Annotated in this window: 16 protein-coding genes and 1 pseudogene; 7 read left to right on the forward strand and 10 right to left on the reverse strand. The window is 61.4% G+C overall.

Annotated elements, in window-relative coordinates:
* Positions 1-171: 171 nt before the first annotated feature.
* The gene (locus tag C480_RS01655; RefSeq protein WP_006663883.1) at positions 172-1878 is read left to right on the forward strand and encodes an asparagine synthase-related protein; all 1707 of its coding nucleotides are present in this window, start codon (positions 172-174) and stop codon (positions 1876-1878) included.
* Positions 1879-2859: 981 nt separating this feature from the next.
* On the opposite strand, the gene C480_RS01665 is transcribed toward C480_RS01655, so the two are convergent.
* Entirely contained in the window at positions 2860-3465 is a 606-nt protein-coding gene (locus C480_RS01665) for a DUF7344 domain-containing protein (protein ID WP_006663885.1), read from the reverse strand.
* A 386-nt stretch (positions 3466-3851) separates the two neighbouring features.
* Here C480_RS01665 and C480_RS01670 point away from each other — a divergent pair, with 386 nt between their 5' ends.
* Positions 3852-4847: a DUF1616 domain-containing protein gene (locus tag C480_RS01670; RefSeq protein WP_006663886.1), complete on the forward strand. Its 996-nt coding sequence runs from the start codon at positions 3852-3854 to the stop codon at positions 4845-4847.
* 237 nt (positions 4848-5084) lie between these two features.
* Here the strand turns inward: C480_RS01670 and C480_RS23615 are convergent, their stop codons facing one another.
* On the reverse strand, positions 5085-5333 hold the full coding sequence (locus C480_RS23615) for a hypothetical protein (RefSeq protein WP_083873326.1): 249 nt from the start codon (positions 5331-5333) through the stop codon (positions 5085-5087).
* A 236-nt stretch (positions 5334-5569) separates the two neighbouring features.
* Between C480_RS23615 and C480_RS01675 the strand changes: the two genes are divergently transcribed.
* A complete protein-coding gene (locus C480_RS01675; protein WP_006663887.1) occupies positions 5570-6259 on the forward strand; it encodes a rhamnogalacturonan acetylesterase in 690 nt (229 codons plus the stop codon).
* An 89-nt stretch (positions 6260-6348) separates the two neighbouring features.
* Here C480_RS01675 and C480_RS01680 read toward each other — a convergent pair whose 3' ends face one another.
* The 4 genes from C480_RS01680 to C480_RS01695 all read right to left on the reverse strand — a co-directional run bounded on the left by C480_RS01680 (position 6349) and on the right by C480_RS01695 (position 11963).
* Positions 6349-8325, reverse strand: coding sequence for a hypothetical protein (locus C480_RS01680; protein WP_049903053.1), 1977 nt, complete (start codon positions 8323-8325; stop codon positions 6349-6351).
* Positions 8315-9292 carry a glycosyltransferase gene (locus tag C480_RS01685; RefSeq protein ID WP_049903055.1) on the reverse strand — a complete coding sequence of 326 codons (978 nt, stop codon included), beginning with the start codon at positions 9290-9292 and terminating at the stop codon, positions 8315-8317. Before C480_RS01685 ends, C480_RS01680 begins: the two co-directional genes overlap by 11 nt.
* 11 nt (positions 9293-9303) lie before the next feature.
* Positions 9304-10371 (reverse strand): DUF354 domain-containing protein, encoded by a 1068-nt coding sequence (locus C480_RS01690; RefSeq protein WP_006663890.1) that lies wholly within the window; start codon positions 10369-10371, stop codon positions 9304-9306.
* 188 nt (positions 10372-10559) lie between these two features.
* Positions 10560-11963, reverse strand: a complete 1404-nt coding sequence (locus C480_RS01695) for a nucleotide sugar dehydrogenase (protein ID WP_006663891.1) — start codon at positions 11961-11963, stop codon at positions 10560-10562.
* A gap of 514 nt (positions 11964-12477) precedes the next feature.
* Here C480_RS01695 and C480_RS01700 point away from each other — a divergent pair.
* The 3 genes from C480_RS01700 to C480_RS24740 all read left to right on the forward strand — a co-directional run bounded on the left by C480_RS01700 (position 12478) and on the right by C480_RS24740 (position 16621).
* A complete protein-coding gene (locus C480_RS01700; RefSeq protein WP_006663892.1) occupies positions 12478-13146 on the forward strand; it encodes a helix-turn-helix transcriptional regulator in 669 nt (222 codons plus the stop codon).
* Positions 13147-14301: 1155 nt separating this feature from the next.
* Positions 14302-16110, forward strand: a complete 1809-nt coding sequence (glmS, locus tag C480_RS01710; RefSeq protein WP_006663894.1) for a glutamine--fructose-6-phosphate transaminase (isomerizing) — start codon at positions 14302-14304, stop codon at positions 16108-16110.
* Between the two features lie 169 nt (positions 16111-16279).
* A complete protein-coding gene (locus tag C480_RS24740; RefSeq protein WP_049903058.1) occupies positions 16280-16621 on the forward strand; it encodes a hypothetical protein in 342 nt (113 codons plus the stop codon).
* On the opposite strand, the pseudogene C480_RS01720 reads toward C480_RS24740, so the two are convergent.
* Both C480_RS01720 and tnpA read right to left on the reverse strand, forming a co-directional pair.
* A pseudogene (locus tag C480_RS01720) lies at positions 16584-17797 on the reverse strand (RNA-guided endonuclease InsQ/TnpB family protein). The gene C480_RS24740 and the pseudogene C480_RS01720 sit on opposite strands and share 38 nt — an antisense overlap.
* Positions 17794-18234: an IS200/IS605 family transposase gene (tnpA, locus tag C480_RS01725; protein ID WP_049903060.1), complete on the reverse strand. Its 441-nt coding sequence runs from the start codon at positions 18232-18234 to the stop codon at positions 17794-17796. Before tnpA ends, C480_RS01720 begins: the two are co-directional and overlap by 4 nt.
* Before the next feature lie 126 nt (positions 18235-18360).
* Here tnpA and C480_RS01730 point away from each other — a divergent pair, with 126 nt between their 5' ends.
* On the forward strand, positions 18361-18960 hold the full coding sequence (locus C480_RS01730; RefSeq protein ID WP_006663897.1) for a helix-turn-helix domain-containing protein: 600 nt from the start codon (positions 18361-18363) through the stop codon (positions 18958-18960).
* A gap of 569 nt (positions 18961-19529) precedes the next feature.
* On the opposite strand, the gene C480_RS01735 is transcribed toward C480_RS01730, so the two are convergent.
* Together C480_RS01735 and C480_RS01740 are read right to left on the reverse strand one after the other, a co-directional pair.
* Complete coding sequence (locus C480_RS01735; RefSeq protein ID WP_006663898.1) at positions 19530-20546, reverse strand: carboxypeptidase regulatory-like domain-containing protein; 1017 nt, start codon at positions 20544-20546, stop codon at positions 19530-19532.
* A 589-nt stretch (positions 20547-21135) separates the two neighbouring features.
* Complete coding sequence (locus tag C480_RS01740; protein ID WP_006663899.1) at positions 21136-22383, reverse strand: polysaccharide deacetylase family protein; 1248 nt, start codon at positions 22381-22383, stop codon at positions 21136-21138.
* Positions 22384-22433 lie beyond the last annotated feature (50 nt).

Here is a 22433-nt window from a genome sequence, read left to right on the forward strand (position 1 = left end):
GACTAAACCCCTCTATTTCGACCGTCTCGGGCCTTAGCAACGGCATAGTTAATGGGAACTCGACCCCAGATCAGAGGAGAGACAGACCCGCGGGGACGGCCGGACCGTTCCGGCATCCCCGCGACGAAACGCCGTCTACTCCCACCACAGCGGAGAGTACTAATATTAACGATGAACAAGGAACTGTTTGGTGTATTCGGTGGTAGCGAGACGTTCGAGCGGTTTCGATCGCGCGACGAGTTCGACGAGGTCCTCTCGGGACCGTCGCTTACAGTTGCGATCAGAGATCCCGGTCTCGACTATCCGGGCTGGAGCGCAACGTCTGCGGACGAAACCGGCTGCTGTGTGATCTGGGGCGAGGCCTACGTTCCCGGTGACGAACAAAACGCCGCACGCTGGCTGCTCGACCAGTACGACGCGAACGGCCTCGATGCACTGGACACGCTCAACGGTTCGTACCTGGCCGTCCTCGATATCGACGGTGAAACGCCGTTCGTCGCAACCGATCTCGTGCGCTCACGGGAGTGTTTCTACACCGACGACCCCGGTCCGCTCGTCTTCGGCACCGACGCCGCCGAAGTCGGACGGACAATTCCGGACCCCTCACTCGACCGGAACGGTATCCTCGAGTTCCTCCACATGGGCCTCGCGCTCGGAGAGAAGACGTGGATAGACGAACTCTCGCGGCTTCCGATCGATAGCCGGCTGACACCGCACGGCGTCGACTCACTTTCCCGGTTCGTCTACCGACCGGCCGACCCCGACGCCTTCGACTACGTAGACGAACTCGCGTCCCGACTCGAACGGGCGCTGCGACGGCGCTCCCCGAACCCCGGGCCGAAGGGGCTCTTGCTCTCTGCGGGGTACGATTCCCGCATCGTGCTCTCACAGGTCGACGACATCGACCACTGCTATACCGTCGGCTCGCCGGATGCACAGGAAGTGCAGGGTGCAAAACGGGTTGCGAACCAGTACGGTGCAACACACACCGCGTTCCAACCGGACGAACGCTATCTGCTCGCCGACGAGTCCAAGGTGCAGTACTCACAGGGGATCAAAGAGTCGCTTCATATTCATCACGCCGGCTATACCGACGAACTCGCGGACGAAGTCGAGACGATGTACCACGGCCTGCTCTGTGATACGTTCTTCCGCGGGCACTTTACCGCACAAGACGGGGTCGACGTACTCGGGACATGGGTACCGTTTCAGCGACTCGATCCCGATCCCGATCCGGTTGCGGTCTTCCTCGACAAGTACGGGTACAGCCGCGAGCAGAGCATCGAACTGACCGAGCGGACGGGGATCGACAACGATCCGGAACAGTTCGTCGAGGAGGCGATCGCCGCCGAATTCGCCGCCAATCGCTCGCGCGCAGATTGCATTCAAAACGCCCTGACCTGCTGTGGCATCGCCAATCAGCCGTCGGTTCCGTTCCACAACCACCTTGCCGACCAGTTCTTTGCCCCGTTTCTGGCAACCGATCGCGAACTACTCGAGTGGCACCTCCGAACGCCCCCGCGCCTCCGGACGACTGAGACCTTCTTACAGGCTTGCAAACAGCTCGATGACGATATCCTCCGTCACCGGCCGCCGGATCGCCCGCACGACGGCATGTTGCTAAACGAAGTTGAGGGGTTCGTCAGGCGCAAGACGCCGCTTCTAACCTCGTTCGAGCCCCCGTGGCCCGACCGGCGAACGCTCTTCGAGAAACACGGGTTCAATGACCGACTGCTCGGCGAGTACGAGAACATCCACCCGATAGCACCCAGACACAAACTCCGCGTGGCCGACCTGCAAACGTGGCTCGACTCCTGGGATGCAGTTGCTAGTGACACAATCCCATGGTTGCAATCACCACCACGGATTATGTCCTAGTACAGCACCCGAACGACCTGTTTCTTGACATCGGGAACGAATCCTAACGGTTCCTCAAACAGCCGCTAACAATCATTTAGATCGTTTACCGGATTTGAATCGTGAGAATACTTATATACCACGAAGATTTAGGCTGGAATATGCGTCTGACGCCGTCTTGGTTGCGCTCTTCGTCAGCCCACACGGTCGAAGAGCAATCAGTAGATGGCGATTCACCGGGGGCCTCACTGCGCAATATCGCCGGCGTGGCTGGTTCCAGTCCACGTCCCAGGACCAATACTGCCACCGCTAGGACCTCCGCAAGCCCGAGTACAAGTACAAGTACAAGCACAAGCGCGAGTTCAAGCTCAGGTTCAGGGTCGAGACCACCGACAGACCGTGACACGGACACTGACACCAACGGCAACCACACTGCCGACTCCACTCCTGCTGCGGTTCCCGACTCCGATGAAGAACTCCTCGCGCTCCTTGCAGACATGCGAACCCCAGTTACCGTCGATGAACTCGTCGACCGACTGGTACATAATGTTGACCAGCAGGAGACAGCACATGCGTCCGTGGTACAGTCGACACGCACTCGAACTCCGTCAAATCCATCAGCGGTACAGCAATCACAGTCGACATTAACATTCTCGTCGACCCCGCCGACCCCGCCGTCTTCCGTCCCGATCGAAACGTGGGCGACTATTCACGAACACCTCCATCAGAAGCGCCTTCCTGCGCTCAACGAGGCTGGTTCGATCACGTTCGATCCGGAACGTGGTCTTGTGGAACTTCCCGAGACGACTGCAGACGAACAGTCATTTTCGCCGCCGCTCCTTGGTCCGGTTCTGGTCGGACTCCTGTTTCTATTCGTTGCACTCGCATCGGCATCAGTACTGACGGCAGTAACGCTTACAGTGGCTGCAACGACGTTTGCAGTGTGGATGTTCCCGGTTTACGGGCTAGTATAAGGAGTTTCGTTGATCGGGGTCGTCCGGGTCAATTGATGAACCGACTGGCAGTGACCAGTGTGAACAGCAGCAAGATCAGTGCGCTCAGCCCGATTCCTGAAACGATCGAGAGAACTGGGAGTTCGAGGACAGCACCCAGCAGCGCGACGTAACAGACGGCGGTCGCACCGATGTAGTAGTCGTCGCTGACGGAGATCGTCGTCTCGTCGCTTTCAGTTGATTCGTCCGTCTGCTCGTTGACCTGCAGGTACTGATCGACTTCGTCCGCGAGCGGCTTGCGTTCGACGATTCCACGGTTTTGCTGATAGTCGATGACGCCGGCTTCGTCCAGTTTCGAGAGGTGGGACTGATACAGTGGGATGTAGACGCGCTGGCGCTCTGTCGAAGTGAGCTCTGCAACCGTCGTATCGTGTTCCCACGCAGCTACCTGCTCTGCAACGTCACGCATGCGGACGGCTTCGTCAGTACCGCGGAGGTACCGCAGAACCAGCCGCCGGCGTTCATTTTGCAGCAGGTGAAATATTTCGTCTTCGGTGAACGACTCCGCGTCTGAAACGTCGGCTGCATCATCAACTGCGTCGTCTGCAGTTTCGTGCCCGTTCTGTTCTTCCGAGCTGATATGTGTCGCTGTCATCGAACCAGTCTTCCCTAATCAGGTGTGGGTAATAAAGTGTAGAAACCGGACATTCCAATTGAATCGACTTCACGATATTTCATCGACCGGGATTCGATTTTATGCCATTTTATAACTCCAGTAATACGCTCATTTGGGCTATATAACGCCGGTCTCAAAATACCACTCCCTATTAATTACAGCTATTGAAGAGTGAATACTTCAAAACACTATCGCTGAATTTTCGATAGTTCTGTTCAGTATGACTATCAAGAACCAGCGAAAGACATTAGTCCAGAACATATGTCTGGTTTGTGGTATAATGGGTTGAGTTCGGGGGTGATTTCACCGGGTGAGCGGCCCTTACCGGGGCGATAATAAACCACCTAGGACCCGTCGTCGACACCATGAGCGACACCGACTGGTGGTTTCTCGACCTGGCGATCGTCATCGCGAGTACTGGTGCCCTCTCACTCGGGCTTTTCCTCCCGCTTCCAGGTCCTGTTCGCATCGGACTGGCACTCCCGCTGTTACTCTTCCTTCCCGGGTATGCGCTCGTCTCCGTGCTGTTTCCGGACGAAGCCGCCGACGACGATCAGGCGTTCGACGAGGAAAAAACGGGTCTTGGGAATCCCTTATTGCACACCCGTGGTCTCGAACTCACTGAGCGGGGAATCTTGTCAGTTGTTTTCAGTGTTGCGCTCGTCCCGGGAATCACCCTTCTTGCCAGCGTAACCCCTTGGGGTATTACCTTCGAACCAGTGCTTTACGGGATTACGCTGGTGACCATCGTGCTGTCCCTACTCGGAATCGTCTCTCGCTACCGGTGTCCGCCGGATCGACGATTCGCGATGACTCCGACCGAGAACTCGCTGTTTTTCACCCAAGTCCAGAATCGAGCGTACTCCGGCACGAATCCGCGCCCGTACAATCTCGGAATCGCACTCGGTATCGCCGTGTTGCTCTTGAGCGCGGGGTTTGCCGTCGCCAATCCCGCACAGCACGACGGCTACACCGAGTTCGCGGTCCAAACCCAGGAAGTCGACGGCGATATGCAGACGATGTACAATGACACGTACACGGCTGGTGAAACGCAGGAGCTGACGGTATCGATCACGAACGAAGAGGACACGGAGCAGACGTATACGACGGTGATGCTGTTACAGCGGGTGAACGAAACCGACGGCGGTGATTCCGTGACCGTCGCGGAGGAAACGCAACTCACCACTACCTCGACGACGATCGCCGATGGCGAGACGAGTGAACCGACACTCGAGTTCACGCCGTCGATGCAGGGTGAGTCCCTTCGGCTGACGCTCTTGCTGTACAAGGGTGAGCCGCCGGCAGATCCGAGTTCGGAGTCCGCCTACCGGGAGATCCAGCTACCGATCGTCGTCGAATAGAACCGTCGCTCGCCGGATTACGGCCCGGTCAGTTCTATCAGTTGTTCCAGTCGTCCGCTCCGGTCTGGTCGCTCTCGAGTTCTCCGAAGACCGGGCTTCGACGGGTTTGTCCCCGAGTCGTAGTCCGCGATCGATTCACCGTTGGTCGAACTCACATCACCGCAGCGTTCTCCCTGCTCTTTGCTGTTCTTTGCTGTGGAAACTCCGCTGCCACCATCAACCAGACACGGTGGCCGGCTACTCGGGGAAGTCGATGATAAGCCCCGTCTCGATACACGGCTGCCCGAGCAGATCCGGTCGCGGGACTAGCTGTGCGACCCGCAGTCGATGTCTACCGTTGTCCGGAACGAGCGGCCGTCCTGCTACAAGCGTTGCGGGCGGCTGCGAGCGCCACCCGCCGACGGTCGTCGATGAGCGGGCTGCGGAGGCGAGGACCGTTTCGTCAGTGCGGCGGTTCGGGCAAGTCGTCTGCTCTGTTCTGTTCACCGATTTGAAATATATCCTGTGGTCTCCGGCTGACCGCGTGGAGGGTCGAGTGATTACCGGAGCAACGATCGATCCCACCGGTGCCTGTCAAGAACAGCGTGCTGACTATAGCGGATATCTCGATCGATGAACGCTCGTATATTCTCGATTTGCTCGTCTGAAACGGCTGTGAGAACGAGCGTGTAGACTGACCGGTACCGATGCATATATCCTTCACCTTGACTACGGCTCCCAAAATGACCGAGTCGATCACCGTTCACCTGATCGGGGATTCTACGATGGCTGAGAAAGCGGCGAGCGAACGTCCTGAGACCGGTTGGGGAACGCCATTCACCCACCGTCTGGACGATTCGGTGACGGTGGAAAACCACGCCTGCAACGGGCGCAGTACTCGTACGTTCTTGGAGGAGGGTCGCTGGAAGCCCGTGGTGCGTCGCTTGGGTGAGAACCACTACGTGTTCGTCCAGTTCGGCCACAACGACGAGGTGCCCTCGAAAGAACAGCACACGACTGAGGAGCAGTTCGTCACCAACCTCGAAAAGTTCGCCGAAGAGACACGCGAGCGCGGAGCAACGGCGGTCTTTCTCACGCCCATCGCGCGCCGTCACTTCGACGAGGATGGGGAACTGAAAAACACCCATCGAGTCTACTCGGAGCTGATACGAGACGTCGCACGGGCGCGTGACGTGCCGCTCATCGACGCGGACGAGCGGAGTCAGTCACTCTTGGGAGAACTGGGGCCGGAGCGATCAAAATCCCTCTACAACCATCTGCCGCCGGGTGAACATCCCAACTATCCCGACGGGGTGGCCGACAACACGCACTTCAGTGAGTCCGGAGCCCGCCAGATGGCCGACCTAGTACTAGACGGGGTCGAAGCATTGGACCTCGAGCTGGCTACCCACGTCGTCCGGGACGATCAGTAATTGTGACAGTGGATACAATCGGGGGCAGTGAACTCTCGATCGGGGCCGGGTGTGAACGGGAAAAATAGCGCGGCGACGAAACCGACCGACTAACTCGCCGGCGAGGGCGTACACATGGTTACCTCGCCGTTCGTGTAGACCGTCGCCTGGTCCGGACTACAGAGCCGATCCTGACTGACCTGTTCGATGCGACCCGGGCCGTCGGCGGTACCGAAGTACGTCGCATCGGTCGATTGCTCGGTCCGGTAGACGACGTAGTCGTGGTCGGCGGACCCGCCGTCGGGGACCGTCGCCGTCGTCGTCGACGGATAGGCTCCCGTCCGACTGAAGACCGTTTGATACGGATGGTCCGTGTGGAGTTGTTGATCGGGTCTGATATTGTCCCCGTCAGGGCTCCCCGTGAGCTCTCCGATGCTGTCGACGGCGGCGAGTTCAGCTTCGCTGTAGGCGAGTTGTTCGTGCTGCTCGGAGAAGACCGGATTCTCGGTGTTGCTTTCGGCGGCGAGGAACATCGCGCCGGGGTAGATGAGCGCGAACAGCACGAGGCAGGTGACGACGATGCCGGGTGAGAGGTTCCGAGCGAACGTGCGTAGCCCGATCGCACCGAGGATGGCCATCGGCGCGTAGAGGAACGCGAACCAGCGCGTCGGAATGAAGTTCCGGATGCCGAACATCGGCAGGACGAGGACGAACACGAGCATGATCGCGGCGGCGAGCAGGAGGGTGAACACCGACTGTTCGGCCCGGCGGCGGTGGACGACGTAGAGGCAGCCGACGAACGTCGCACCGAGCAGGAACAGGAAGCCGAGCACGTCGATATAGGGGACGAGCTGTTCGAGAAGCGTCGGTGCGGCGGCTTCGGCACCGGCTTCAGCGCCGCTCGAGCCGCCGCTTGCGATGTTGAGGAAGCCGGCACTTTCCTCGAGCGTTTGCCTGAAGTAGCTCAGGACGGTTGCGAGGAACGATTGATCGCGGTAGGGCGTAAGCGACCAGACGAAGATCGTCATGCCGAAGTTGAAGACGACGAGGCCGATGAGGTTGACCGGCTTCTTCGCGCGGAAGACGCTCGTATCGAGCCGCGTGATCCCGAAGGGGCCGACGACGAAGACGACCTGGGCGACGAAGGCCGCGAGCAACAGGACGAGCATGATGAACGTCGACACTTGGTGGGTGAGAATGACGGCGACGCTCGAGAGGAGCAACAGCGAGAAATCGCGTATCGTGTACTCGATACGCATCACGCGGATGAGGGCGTACAGGACGCCGAGGAAGAACACCAGCCCGAGGCTCGTCGGAATGAGGTGCATGCCCCAGTTGGCGACGTGGCCCGCGAACGCGAACAGCGCCGTCGCCAGAACCGCCCAGCGCGCCGAGACGAGCAAGTTCGTCGTCGCGTAGACGAGCAGCACCGACAGCGGCATCACGACTCCGACCGACAGATACAGCGCGAGTCGAAGCGGCACGTCGAGGAGGAGCGACGACGCGACGACGAGCAGGTGGTAGAACGGCGAGGCGTAGTGCTTGTCGTGAGAGATCGCGCTCAGGGACTCCTGGGCGTGTATCGAATCGACGAATCCCATGTGGGTCCAAATGTCGATTCCGATGTAACCGGGTGTGGCGTACAGCGCCGTGAACCGGAAGACGAGCGCGAAGAGAACGATCTGTGCCAGTAACAGCCGCTGGTTGAAGTCTCGTGAACTCGTAAAGAGGATCTGGACGAGGATCAGCGTCGCGAGCACGCCGGCGAGTCCGAAGAATACCGGCGTCCGTTCGCCCTGAAGACTGGTCAGGACGATCAGCCCGCCGAGTCCGACCAGAACGACGCTCGGAAGCGCCATCGATACGCTCGTCGGCAGCCGCGGCATCGTCGTTTCGCGGTCCTGCTGATACAGCGCGACGAGGTAGAGCCCGCACGCGATGGCCAGGACGAACGGGACCGTATCGAGGTAGACCTGCGAGACGAACAGTTGGAGCGGGAGCATTGCCAGTGCGAGTAGCAGTCCGCCGATCGCCGCGACGCTGTCCAGTCGGAGCGGGCGCAGCTCCGACAGCGAGCTATACCCCACGAGAAACACCTCGTTGGGAAACGGCGGTCTCGTTCGACTCCGTCGTCCCGAGCAACCCTTCGTAGAGGGTGACTAGCCGGTCGCCCATCGCGTCGAGGCTCAACCCGTCGATTCGCTCGCGTCCGTCCGAGGGGCTGCCGTCCTCGAGCGTGGCCGCGAGTCCGGCGGCCAGTTCCTCGTCGTCGTCGCTGACGACGCAGTTCGAGAGGTGCTCGATCGTGTCGCCGACGAAACCAACGTCCGTCGAGACGATCGGCAGGTTGCAGGCGGCGGCCTCCTTGACCACCATCGGCCCGCTCTCGCGCTTCGAGGTCACCAGCAGTACGTCGCTTGCGTTCATGTAATAGGGAATCTCCGTGTGGTCGACGCCGCTTACCGTCCGCAGTTCGATCTCCGCATCGGCCCGCTCGACGAGTCGCTTCGCCCGTGAGAAGTCCTTGACCGACCGCGACTGATCGTAGGGAAAGAGCGCAATCTTCCGCTCGCCGTCGGTCTGCCAGCCGACCCGTTCGCGCGCCCTCTCCCGTGGGATCGGTCTGAAGAGTTCAGTGTCCACGCCGAAGGGGATCAGTTCGTGGTCGGTCTCGAGTTCGCGCGCCATGACCGGACTCGGAACGACGGCGGCGCTTGCGTGGCGTGCTCCGAACCGACTGATCGCCCGGAGCCACTCCTGGTCGGCCATGAGGTCGGTTCCCCACAGCGTCAGGACGACCGGTCGGGTCGGCTGAGCGAGCGCGAACGGAGCGACGAGCCCGTAGTTCGCGTGGACCAGGTCGTAGTCGTCGGACCGAAGTTCGGCGAGAATCCGCGGATAGAATCGGGCGTAGTCGAGCGGCGTCCGTCCCGAATCGCCGTGGTGTTCGCCGGGGACGCCAACTACCGTACAGTCGACGCCGCGATCTTCGAGTACCGACACCTGCTGGTCGAAAAACGGCCGTGGCGTGGTCACTACCTGAAGTACCTTCATCGTTTGCTCACCTAGCCGAGATTCGCTGCGTGTTTTGCCTGTGTCGGACGCCCACCGCGGGCGGTCGTCTCGAGCGTCCGGACGATCACGTCCGTCACGTCGACGCGCTCCGCGAGCAACCGTTCGCGCCGCGTTGCCCACGGGTCGTCCTCGCGCTCGACGATCGACACCGCTTTCTCGAGTGCCTCCACGTGGCGGTTCTCGTCGCTGAACTCGAACAAGAGCCCGTATTCCGAGTCGAGTTCGGCCGTGTAGCCGAGCGAGAGCGAGTTCACGTAGACCGACGGTGTGCCGAGGACGGCGGCTTCGGCGGCGGTCGTCGCGCCCTCGCCGACGACGACGTCGGCGTAGGCGAGCAGGTCGTGCATCTTCTCGGGGGGCGTCTCCAGCTGGTAGGATTCGAGCTCGGCGGGCGGCTCGCCCTCCGCCGTGAGCAGGACGGTCGCGCCGGCGTCCTCCAGTCGGTCGACGACCTCGTGTGGGTCGTCGAAGCCGCCGTGACCGACGTCGTGCGAGGCCTCCCAACTGCTGAGGCGGACGACGGCGAACTGCTCGTCACGCTCGACGCCGGCCAGCTCGAGGACGGACGGGTCCGGTTCGAACCGGTCGGGGTGGAGATACGCCAGTTCGTGGTAGCCCGGGTACGAAACCTGTTTCGAACCGATCTCGTCGCGGTAACACGTCGGGGTACAGATCACGTCCGCGAAGGGGTAGCCGAGGGACGTGATGAGCGTCGCGTGTTCGGTGTCGTAGAAGACGACGCTCTCGGTCCGGAGTGCCGTCGCGACGTGGGCGGCGGCGACGCCGCCGATCGCGGTGATGACATCGGGATCGATCGCTCGTGCTCGGCGCAACAGTCGCGCCTCGTAGGTCGCTTGGACGGCCGCCAGGGAGGGTAACGAGTTCGCATCGCCAGCGAGGACCTCGTGGTCGATACCGGCGGCCTCGAGCAAGTCGATCGCGACGCCGCTCTCCCGGGCGAAGACGTGAACCTCGTGGCCGTCGGCCTCGAGTTCGTCGATCGCGTTCCGGAAGAAGTGGACGTGTCCGGGGTGTTGGATCGTGACGATAACGCGCATCGGTGATCAGTGGGGTGCCTCCGTGTGTGACGTGTGTGATGCGTTCGTCCTGCGCGGACTGCGAGACGGGTGCGGCGCGTGTGGCGCGTGTCGGCTCCCGTCCGTCGCGGCGACTCGCGTCACAACCGCTGTACCCGTCGCCGCAACCGACCGCTCGAGATCGGTCACGATCCCATCCCCCCGCCCCATCATACTCGTCGGTAGGTGAATCCGGCGTCGACGGCTTCGTCCTCGTCGATCGCGCCCGCAACGTCGATCAACGCCGGATCGTCGGCGAGTTCGCTCGCGACTGCTGGCAGGTCGAGCGTGGTGAACTCGTCGTGGGGCGTCGCGAGGACGATTGCATCGAAGTCCTCGAACGAGAGGTTCTCTTGGACCTGGAGATCGAACGTTTCGCTTGCGGCGTCGGGGTTTGCGATCGGGTCGAACCCTTCGAGGTGGATGTCGTACTCGTTGAGCGTGTCGACGACTTTGGATACCTTCGAACTGCGGAGGTCGCCGACGCCCGGTTTGTACGAGAGACCGAGGACGAGCACGCGGCTGTCGCGGAGCGTCTTGTGACACTGGTTGAGGGCCTTGATCGTCAGGTCGGCGACGTGGCCGGGCATCGCTTCGTTGACTTTTCGGCCGGTCTGCATCAGTTCGGGGTCGAATCCTTCCTGTTCGGAGCGGTAGGAGAGGAAGTACGGGTCGACCGGGATACAGTGGCCGCCGACCAGTCCGGGTTGGTAGTCGTGGAAGTTCCACTTCGTGCCGGCAGCATCGAGTACATCATGCGTGTCGACGTCCATGTGCTCCAGCGCGACCGAGAGTTCGTTGACGAAGGCGATGTTCAGATCGCGCTGCGTGTTTTCGACGACCTTCGACGCTTCGGCGACCTCGATCGACGGAGCGCGGTGGACGCCGACGTCGACGACGGACTCGTAGAGTTCGGCGATGTCGTCGAGAACGGCTTCGGTCTGGCCGCTGACGACCTTCACGACATCCGAGAGTCCGTGCTCTTCGTCACCCGGTGTCGCCCGCTCGGGCGAGTAGCCGACGAAGAAATCCTCGCCGGCGGTCATGCCGGATGCGTCCTCGAGTTTCGGAATGAGCACTTCGCGGGTCGAGCCGGGATAGACCGTCGATTCGAGGATGACGGTCGTGCCGGCGCTCATCTTCGAGCCGACCGTCGTGCCGGCGCTCTCGACATAGCTCAGGTCCGGGCGGTCGTCGTCCTGAATCGGCGTCGGGACGGCGATGACGACGTATTCGGCGTCGCTGATCGCCGTCGCGTTCGTCGTGTAGGAGATGTCGTCGTTCTGGACGGCCGCATCCGAGAGGTCGCCGGTCGTATCCTCGCCGTCCTGCAATCGCTCGACGGTGGTCTCGTCGACATCGTAGCCGATAACCTGATAGTTCGACTGGGCGAAGCCGACTGCAAGTGGCAGGCCGACGTAGCCGAGCCCGACAACGCAGATCGTCGCTTCGCGCGTTCGCTGGTCGTCTTCGACGTGCTCGAGGGTCGTTCCAGACTCAGTCTGGTCGACTACCTGACGGCCATGCGTTCGCTCGTCCGTTCGGTTCTCGGTGTCGCTTATTGTCGGCGTCATGGTGTATCGTGTGGGTGGGTCGTCGCTGACCGGCGCACAACTCGTGCGGCGGCGGTTCGGTTCAGTTTGTGTCCGGTACCCCGAGTCCCGCTGGGGCGGGATCGCTCTCGATTCAGACAAGCATGGATGACCGGTTTACTATAGCGCTGATAAACTGTTGCAGCGAGAACACTGATTCGGAATCCGACTGCTCGGCAGTGCTCGGTGGCGATATGGGCAATTTCGAGGTAACTGGACAGCGAGCGGCTTAGCAGCCTACTAAACGTGTTTGTATCGACCCATAATGAAGGTCCCCTAGGTTGGACTCTCAGTGCGGTCGTCGTGACTGCAGTGAGTCGCCGAGATCACTCACGATCACCCATCAGTCGCGAATCGGCCGCAGTGGATCGACACACCAAAGAGGCAGACGTTGCGGACGAACGCAATCGCAGTCACAGACACAACGTAGATCAGAACCGCGAAATCCATGGCACCAACACCCAGAATCTGGTTCGATACCGGACCGCACGCACCGATGGAGGGAAGCGATCACTCCATCGATACGGTCTCGGTTGCCACACCCGACGTAGACACGGTTGTCGCGACGATACCCCTTCCTGGGTTGGGCGAAATGGCAGGTGGATCGTCGTACTGGCCGTCGGCGATCCGTGGCGCGTCGATCTGGGAGGTGTCACTGATCGTGGTCCTGTTCCTGCTGATCGCCGCGCTGGTCGGCATCCGCATGCTTCAGGCTTTCTCCACGCGCGAGCCCGGCGCTACCCAGTCGCCGAGCGCTGACACACCCGCTCCCGGTGCGGTTGGATCGACACGCTCCAATGCGAATCCGAACCCAAGTGCAGCCCCAGCGGCGGGAGCACAATCAGCCGAGCAACCACGCTCGTACGAAGATGTCGTGTCGGCAGAGACGCCCCCGGAGCTGCTCAGCGACGAAGGGCGCGTCGTTCGACTACTCGTGAAACACGGCGGCCAGATTCGACAGCACCAGATCGCCGACGAAACGGGCTGGTCGAAGTCAAAAGTCAGCCGAATTCTCTCGAGTATGTACGATGACGGTACGATCGAGAAAACTTCCGTTGGACGCGAGAACGTCATCTCGCTCCCGGAGCGATCGGATGGCGAGCCGACGGGCACCGGCACCGACACCGGGACGACGACCGACAATCCCAATAACCCGGTCCCGTAAGCAACCCTCTGTTACAGCAGACACGGCACACCTACAGCCACACCACCACCCCTACCCCTACCACCTTCTCGAAACCAACGCGTCAGTAGTGCCGTCTCAGTTCTCTCAGCGGTCGGTCACACCCGATGGGTTCCGTTGTCGTCGCTCGCTCGGTTTTCGAATCGGCTCGGACTCCCGATCGGCATCAAAACTGACCCGGATTCCGGTCAGCATCAAAACTGGCTCGAACCGATCGGTACCGATCCGATCACAAACACGCTCGCGTTCGTTATCGCAAGCAGCGAGTCGACCCGCCAAGACGATCTAGTAGCAATGCGCTTCGACTGGTTCTTCCCGACTGCCCCACTTCGAACTCGAGACACAACTGCACGACAGCCCACCGGCGAACCGAGTTCACGACGCGCTCGTTTTCGAGGTCGGACGCTGCATGCCGCATGCCGCGTCGTCTGTCCCTTGCCAGCTCGTTCGTGTCCACGATGTACAGCCGAGAATACCAGCGTGAGTGCAATCGTCTCGGCAGACAGATACTACGAGCGTCCATCGAGACGACTGGTCGGGTCACCACAGAGGTTGATCGGTCACAACGACACGCGTCGCGTTCGATAGTCCTGCCGCGTCTGAACTCGTAGAGATCCATCCGGACACTACCCTTAGCGGCCTGCTAAACGGAACCTGTGCTGTGCACAACAGTCGAGCGGAGAGTCGCCATCGTGTTGCGAAGACGGTCCCTCTCGATACAGGAAACGCCTGACTCGATACTACCCGTTCGAGTTCGTCTATCTCGTATAGCTGCTCGCCAGCGCCTCTATCCGGAGAATGTCCCGTAACTGTGGTGCAGTACATGTAACGGCGACCGTCTTATTCGCTCTATAGTAATCCCTGCAGGACTATTCGATTCGAGTAGATACCCGAGACGTCCGACATTGGACGGGGCGGGTACGAGCACATATATCGAGTTCAACGTACTATGATTCAGAATAGCACCGAATCCCGGGCAGCTGTCTCGAGCCGAGTTACTAAGGATACGACTGTCGCAGTCGATGCCGGTATCGGTGCCGGAACTGAAGCCGATACGCCGGTTCAGTCGTGCGGTGTGGCGGGAACGCTGGCGTTGACGTGGAACGTCCCGAGCGATCGAACGGAGGTGAGCGGCTGATGTGTGGAATTATCGCGCGGATTGGACACGGTGAGGCCGCGGAAACGCTACTTACGGGTCTCGAAAACCTGGAGTACCGCGGCTACGACTCCGCAGGGATCGCCGTCCAGAACGGCTCCGGCGTCAAGGTGCACAAGTGTTCGGGGGAGGTATCCGAACTCAAGTCGCAACTCGACGGCCAGCCCCACGGAAACATGGGAATCGGGCATACCCGTTGGAGTACGCACGGCCCGCCGACCGACGAGAACGCCCATCCCCACACCGACACCGTCGGCGACATTGCGGTCGTGCACAACGGCGTCATCGACAACTACGACGAGCTCAAGGCTGATCTCCAGGCGAAAGGCCACGAGTTCGAGAGCGACACGGACACGGAGGTCATCCCGCACCTCATCGACGAGTACCGGGATTCGGCCGAGGATACGGAAGTCGCAGTCCGTCGAGCCGTCGAGACGCTCGAAGGCAGTTACGCCATCGCCGCGATCGTCGACGGCGAAGAGCGCGTCTACGCGGCTCGAAAGGGGTCGCCGCTCGTCCTCGGACTCGACAACGACGAGTGGTTCCTCGCGAGCGACGTCCCGGCGTTCCTCGATCACACGGACGAGGTCATCTACCTCGAGGACGGCGATCTGGTCACGCTCGATCCCGACACTTACCGTATTACCGACCTCGACGGGCAACCGGTCGAACGATCGGTCGACACCGTCGACTGGGACCCGGAGGACGCCGGGAAGGGCGAGTACGACCATTACATGCTAAAGGAGATCCACAACCAGCCGACCGCGCTCTCGAACACGATCGAGGGCCGGGTCGAGAACGGTGACGTAGCGTTCGACGCCCTCCCCGCAGGCTCGTTTGCAGAAACTGAAACGGTTCAGTTCGTCGCCTGTGGGACCTCCTATCACGCCGCGATGTACGGCGCACAGCTCCTCCGAGAGGCCGGTCTCCGGACGGAAGTCGTCCGCGCGAGCGAGTACGACTCGACGGCCGGCCCTGTCGACGAGAACACCCTCGTCGTCGCGGTCACCCAGAGCGGCGAGACCGCGGACACGCTCGATGCGGTCCGCACCGCAACCGACCGCGGCGCACGGTCGCTCGCCGTCACCAACGTCGTCGGTTCGACCGCCGCTCGCGAGGCCGACGACGCCGTCTACATCCGCGCCGGCCCCGAGGTCGGCGTCGCCGCGACGAAGACCTACTCCTCGCAGGCCGTCACCCTCGCGCTGCTCACCCAGCGCATCGCGGCCGACGTTCCCGAGGCGACCCCCGCCGCGGATCGCGAGGAGATGCTCGCCGAACTCGAACACCTCCCCGAATACGTCGAGCAAGTGCTCGAGTTCACCGAGGCGGCTGAACTCGCGGACGACCTGCTCGACAGCGAGTCGTACTTCTTCATCGGGAACGGGCTGAGCCGCTCCGTCGCGCTCGAGGGGGCGCTGAAGTTCAAGGAGATCACCTACGAGCACGCGGAGGGCTTCGCGTCGGGACAGCTCAAGCACGGGCCGCTCGCGCTCGTCACCGAGGCGTCGCCGATCTTCGCCGTCGTGACGGGAGACGGTGACGAGAAGACGAAGACGAACGCGATCGAAGCCCAGTCCCGCGGTGCGCCGATCGTCGCGGTCGGGCCGGACGATCACGGGCTCGTCGACGTGGCCGATGCGACCCTGTCGGTTCCGGACACCCACCCCGTCTGGGCGGGGCTGCTCGCGAACGTCCAACTCCAGCTCGTCTCTTATCACGCGGCGGACATGCTCGGTCGACCGATCGATAAGCCACGGAACCTCGCAAAGAGTGTCACCGTCGAGTAACGCCGCTGCGATTTTGTATCGATAGTCGATATCGAGTGACCCGAGTCGGTGCTGTTCTCCTGGTTCTGGCCCCCGAGTGACTGAGTGACTAGGCTTGACTTCAGGACTGGCCTTGTCGTTGTCTCCCCGTTCCGCCGGGTCCGAGCGGGCAGTACGAACGGACACGACCATGGCAGAGTCCACAGCGCGAGCCATCAAGCGATGCGTTCCGTCAACCCGGTACCCGTCAGTGCTTCGACCGATCACTGACGGGATCGACACCACCATACAGAAGGATGGCGGAACCGCTTGGTCTCACATGGGACTCGTCGCCGAATTCGAAATCACCTGCGAGGCGCTGCCGCTCGTCGAGGTTGCAACAGCCGTGCCAGCGGCGACGATGGAGGTCGACATTCAGTTCATTGACCTCCTCCCGCGCCTAAAGACGCGGGAATCCCACCACGGGATTTCAGGCCGGTCGTGGCCCTATGGTTTCAAGACGCATACGTCCCAAGCGTCTCTTGCTTGGTAGCATCGGCTTGGGTGTCTTGTGGGGCGGTCAAACGCCCCCCATCCTCAGCCGAGTCATTGCCATCCGTGTGTTCTCTTGAATGGCTCTCTCCACTGAGGTAGCGGTCTGCGATATTTATCGCGCCGTTCACGTCCGCTTGGTACTCGCCCATCCAGCAAGCGTCGTTCGTACACTTGAACGTCGCCTGTCGCGGACGGTATCCTACCTCACCGCAAGCGTGGCACTCCTTCGACGTGTTGCGTGGGTTCACCGTCTCGACGGGGATACCCTTCTCGACGGCCTTGTAACGTATCTGCGCGTGGAGTTTGGCGAATCCCCATCCGTGGAGACGCCGGTTCATGAAGTCGCCGTAGTCCATTGACTCCCGTATGTACGTCAGGTCTTCCAGAACAAGAACGGGATTCTCGACGGACTCGGCGTACTCCACGACTTCGCGGGTGACGCGGTGGAACACGTCATCTATCTGTTTCCACACGTCATCCCCGAAGGACTCCGCGATACGCTTGCTTCCACGCGTCTGGAGTCGGCGTTTGGCGGTGAAGTAGGTCTTGCGGAGCCGACGAACGGTCTTGCCCTCGTCAGCCCACAGTTCGGGCGCGGTCGGAGAACCGTGACGAGTGACGCTTCCCCTATGTCCACTCCGATGGGTGTCCGTTCTTTGGCGGACACCTCGGGGCGTTCCTCCACGTCGCGGGTGGCGGTGACGTGGAGATACCACGTCCCATCCCGCTCGAACAGCCGACTCTCGCCCATCGTGGCGTCTCCCGCGTTCAACGCTTCCAGCCAACCCCGTTGTTCGGGATTCGGTTGGGCCGGTAGCCAGAGGTGGTAGTCCTCGTGGTGCGGGATTTTGACGTACCACTCGATAGCGTTCTCGGGCTTGTGGTCGAGCCGTAGCCCCTCGTTGGTGAAGCGCACAGGGTGGTCGTCGTGAAGTTCGCCCGCGTTGTAGGTCGTCGTGAGTTGCGGGACGTACTTTTTGAGCGCGTTCTTCGCGTACCCGCTCAGGTCGTAGTTGACCACCACGTCGTTCGCTTCGGTCTGCGTGGTGCATCGGGCGTCGAAGGCGTCTTGGAGGGCGTTCTGGTACGCCTCTCGTGTCTCTCGGAGTTTCCTCCGCTTGTGGGCGTTCGGGTCCACAAGTTTGAGTTCGAGCGTCTTCGTGAGTTCGGTCACGAATCGCCCTTCTTGTGTTCTTGAATGTAGTTCTCGACCGTTTCACTCGAAACGTGCCCGGCGGTCCCTGCGTAGTATCCTCGCGCCCATCCTATTTTCTCGCCTTTGTGGTCGGCGTATCGGTGGTTGTACTTGCGCGAGGAGATACCCTTGAACCAGTTGGCGAGTAGCGCCGGTTCGTTCTTGGGCGGGCTACTGACGAACAGGTGAACGTGGTCGGGCTGTACGGTGAGGTCGAGTATTTCGACGCCTTTGTCGTCGGCTATTTCGTGGAGGATGGACCGGACACGGCTGGCGACCTCGTTGACGAGTACCGATTGACGGTACTGAGCGGAACTCTGTTCCGCGATGTCCGCAGAACCGTCGGTTCTGCGAGACTTCGGCAACCACACTATGTGGTAGTTGAGGTTGTAGGTCGCGTGCCGTGTGGTCCTCATCCGTGTTGCACACTATGGTCCGTCGGCATCTTAATACTACCGATAGAACGGTGAGAAATCCAGCCGTGGCGTCGTCAGTGGGTGTGTAGGCTATTGTCCGCTTGACCCCCGCCTAAAGACGGGGGTATGCGCTCGTATCTTTATCACGGGAACCGGCCGCCGTTCATCGTTCACGTAACACGCGACCCTGCCGATGCCGTCGAAGACGCCTTCGACACGTCCTCGTTCGTCGCCGAATACGCACTGATCGGGCGGGCAGGGAACACGTCTCGATATCAGGTACTCCCGGCCGTTGGACTCGAGGCGCGGCTCGGTGACCACGTGGCGGACCTCTCGGGACTCCGTGCGCTGGCCACCACCGACGCCATCATCGAGCGCATCCGCGTCACGCCGACCGGATGGATACAGCGTGGCTGGTTTGCCGATCGAAACGCGTTCGCCGAGTTCAGCGAATTTTGGCAGCAAAACGCTGGATTCACTCTCAGACGGCTTACCCGTGACGGTGACCCCGAAGCGCCTGGAGACGGACTGACCGATCCCCAGCGGGAGGCGCTTCGAACCGCGTACGAGATGGGCCACTACGAAATCCCGCAGTCGGCATCGCTCGACGATGTCGCCGCTGAACTCGGGATTACGGCGTCGTCGCTCTCCGAGCGCCTTCGACGTGCACAGACCCGGCTTATCGAGACGACCGTCGGCTCGACGTGGCCACCGTTACCGGAGTGACTCCCGAACTTCTGGTTCTTGTGGTCGGATGATTGACCGACGGTTTCGAGACGCGGGTCGGTCCCGAATTCGGAGTCTACCGAGACAGATAGTGCCGCCGACTGACGGGACCGGTCGTGCAGACGAACGACAGTCCGTCCGTGGACCGTTTTCCGGACCGACGACGGGTGTGGCGAGAGGAAAAGAAAGGTTGTGGTGAGAGAGAAGAAAAGAAAGCGACTACTGCTGCGTATCGCGTCCCCCGTGGTCGAAGATCCCCGACAGCGATCGATGCGGTCGCAAGCGATCCGATCCGGGTTGGTCGTCTTCAGGCGATCAGCGCCGCCTGTGACGGTCGCGTGAAAGCGTGACGCCGACGGGACAGATTCCGACGGCGAGGACAGAGCGCAAGCGCTGCGCGCGGCACAACGGGAGACGCGACGCAACGACGGACAGCACTGCGAGGCGATCCGTCGATGTGCCCGCCCGTATCACAGTCGAAGAGACATATATTCTGATAGTTATCCGACTGAGAACGGAATCGAACCGCCGGTTGGTCTCATCCAAAAACGAGCGATCGAACGGGATCGTTAGTTCGAGTCGAGTTCGATCGAGACGTCCTGGTCTTCGTCGAGGTTGACCTCGAACTCGGTTTCCTCGTAGCCGTCTGCGGAGACGACGACGGTGTACTCGTCGGATTCGGCATCGAGTTCAGCGGTACCGTCGTCGTCGGTCGTGGCGTCTGCGTCGGGGCCGAAGAACTGGTAGCCGCTGTAGAGTTCGACGGTTGCGCCTTCGATCGCGCTGCCGTTGGAGCTGTCCTTGACGGTGGTGGTGAGCGTGTTGGTGTTGCTGTCGTCGTCGCTGTCGTTGTCGCTCCCGTTGTCGTCACCGTCCTCGCTTTCGAGGGTTAGCGTGGCGCTTTCGTCGCTTCCATCGACCTCGACGTCAGTTTCGCTCTCCTCGTAGCCGTCCGCGGAGGCGGTGAGCGTGTACTCGCCGTCGTTCACGGTGAACTCGGCCTGGCCGTTGTTGTCGGTCGTTACGTCGGTCGTTCCGCTGTCGCCAGTGAGTTCGAGGGTGGCACCCGAGATCGCGTTCCCGTTGTCGTCTTCGACGGTGGTGGTGAGCGTCTGGGTGCTGGTTCCGGAGTCCCCGTCGTTATCGTCGCTGCCGTCGCTGCCGTTGTCGCCGTTATTGTTATCGCCGTTATCTCCGTCTCCGTCTCCGTCTCCATCTCCGTTGTCGTCACCGCCATTGGAACCGTTTCCGTCGTCGTTGCCGTTGCCAGTGTCGTTACCATCGCCGCCACTGCCGTCGCCGCTATCGTCACCGCCGTTCCCATCACCGGTGTCGTCACCGCCATTAGCACCGTCGTCAGTCGCGTTGCCGTTGTCGGTATCATCGGCGTTCGATCCAGCGTCCTGGTCGTCAGGGCTGTCGTCGTCGTCACCGATCGAACCGAGCGTCTCGTTAATCGATGCGCCACTCGCTGCAAGCGCCAGCCCAGCGACGAGCAACACGACGCCAGCAGCCGTTAGCAGGACCTGTACACCCGTCTGGATCGATCGCGCGTCTGCAGTCTGTTGGCGGGTATTGCGGGACATGTCTGTCAGTAGTCGGTTTGGTGGTCGGGAGACGGCCCAGGCTCCGTTCGGGTCGTCACGCACGGACCATCGCGTTCAGGTTTAAATTCACTCTCGTGGGCGGTCCAACTCGTGTTCTCGACTGGAGACTGCAGTGCAGTCTCACCGCTCCTGTCGGGCTTGCTCCGGTCAAGCCCCGTCTGCGGCCGGGGCGGGGCCCCTGACAGCGAACTGAGCAGCAACGGTTGACTCTGGCGGCGTTGCATTACCAGAACAGTTCTCGCTTTCGGCGGTTCACTATACAGTTGCTAAGGTCGTTCTATTGACCTGAACGAGGCCGATCCGTACTAGCGGTCCTGTCGTACAGGCCTCCGGGCATTACAGCATCCCAGAGTAGTACTGTTGTGGGAATCGCGACTGATTTTCTTCCGGTATCTCCGTACTTCCCGGATCTCAACTGTCCAGTTGCAATCGGCCTTGGCAGCGACCGGACCTCTCCTACAGTAGACACCTGCATGCGGCCGATTGATACGGGACTTCGTCACGCCGGTTCCTTCGGCCGAATAGCCTCTCGTCGCCTCTGCGGAAGAGTTCTTCGTCGGTATCCCCGTTATTCTAAATTCCCATCAACCAGGTCCGAGGGTGTAACCACGTCGAGACCGCGATTTTCGAGGTGATCGAGCAGTTCTTCGAAATCCTCGAGCGGCATGCTGTTCGAGCCGGCCTCCCCGCCGTTCGACGTGTCGACGATGCGGGGAATGCGAAGCACCGTGAGTTGCTGGAACTGGTCGCACAGGTTGATCGCACGCCGAACGCCGCCGTGGAGGTCCGGTCCCCAGATCAGCGGCGTCATGTGCAGGTTGGTCGGCGGCGCGCCGGCGGGGGAAGCCCCGAACAGGAACGCCGATTCGTGGCTGTCACGGAGGACCGTCTGCGTCGCTGCGGCCATTCGGTCGTTGGGCGCGAAGAAGTGCCGGGAGCCGTCCTCGTAACCGAGTTCAGCGAGTTCGTCTCGGTTGCTTTCGATGACCTCCTGTTGGCGGTCCTCGGGCATTTCAGGCAGCGGGGTGCTGACGGACGGGTACGAGCAGATGTCCCAGCCCCGTTCGGTGAGTTCGTCGAGTTCGCCGAGTCCCATCCGGCCCTGGCCGCCGATTCGGTCGGAATCGACCGGTACTGCAGCGGACCAACCGCGTTCTTCGAGCCTGTCGGCTGCGAGTTCGTAGTGCGAATCGCGGCCGTCGTAGAACGCGAGGACAGCTTTCCCGTTGTCGACGGCCTCGGTCTTCCGGAGGTCGTCGACCACGATTCGGGTGCCGTCCTCGGGCCCGACGGCGACGATGTTCAGACGCCTGACGTTCGCGAGATCGGGTTCGCCGTGTTTCTGAATGTACCCGAAGTCGAGTCGCGTCCACCCCTCGAAGTCCGACGGGATGTCACGGATGCTGGTCAGGTGACTCCCGCGTTCGGGAGCCATGAACTCGAAGTGAATCTTGGTGACGGAATCGGTTTTGACCGCGAGTGAGGTGTCCCAGCCGTCGAGGTCGATACCTCGCGGGATGTCGATGCGCATCGCAGCCCGGTCGCCGTCGCCTTCGACTGCGAGACCCTGGGAGCCGGTCGGGGCATCCGACACGGTTTCGAGTTCGCCGGTAACGGCGGTCCAGTCGTCTGCTGTCTCGAAGTCGGAGATGACCTCGCCATCGTCGATCGCGGGCCAGCCGCCTCCGTTCCCGTTTCCGTTCCCGTCGCCGTTTCCGTTGCCGGAGCCGTCGCCGTTTCCGTTGCCGTCTCCATTGCCGTCACTATCGTCGGAGAGAGCGTCGAGACAGCCTGCGACCGTCGCTGTCGATGTCACGCCTAGTGCTGTGACCAATTGTCGTCGAGACAGTCCACGAGTCATGTCTG

The organism is Natrialba aegyptia DSM 13077 (assembly GCF_000337535.1).
GTDB lineage: Archaea > Halobacteriota > Halobacteria > Halobacteriales > Natrialbaceae > Natrialba > Natrialba aegyptia.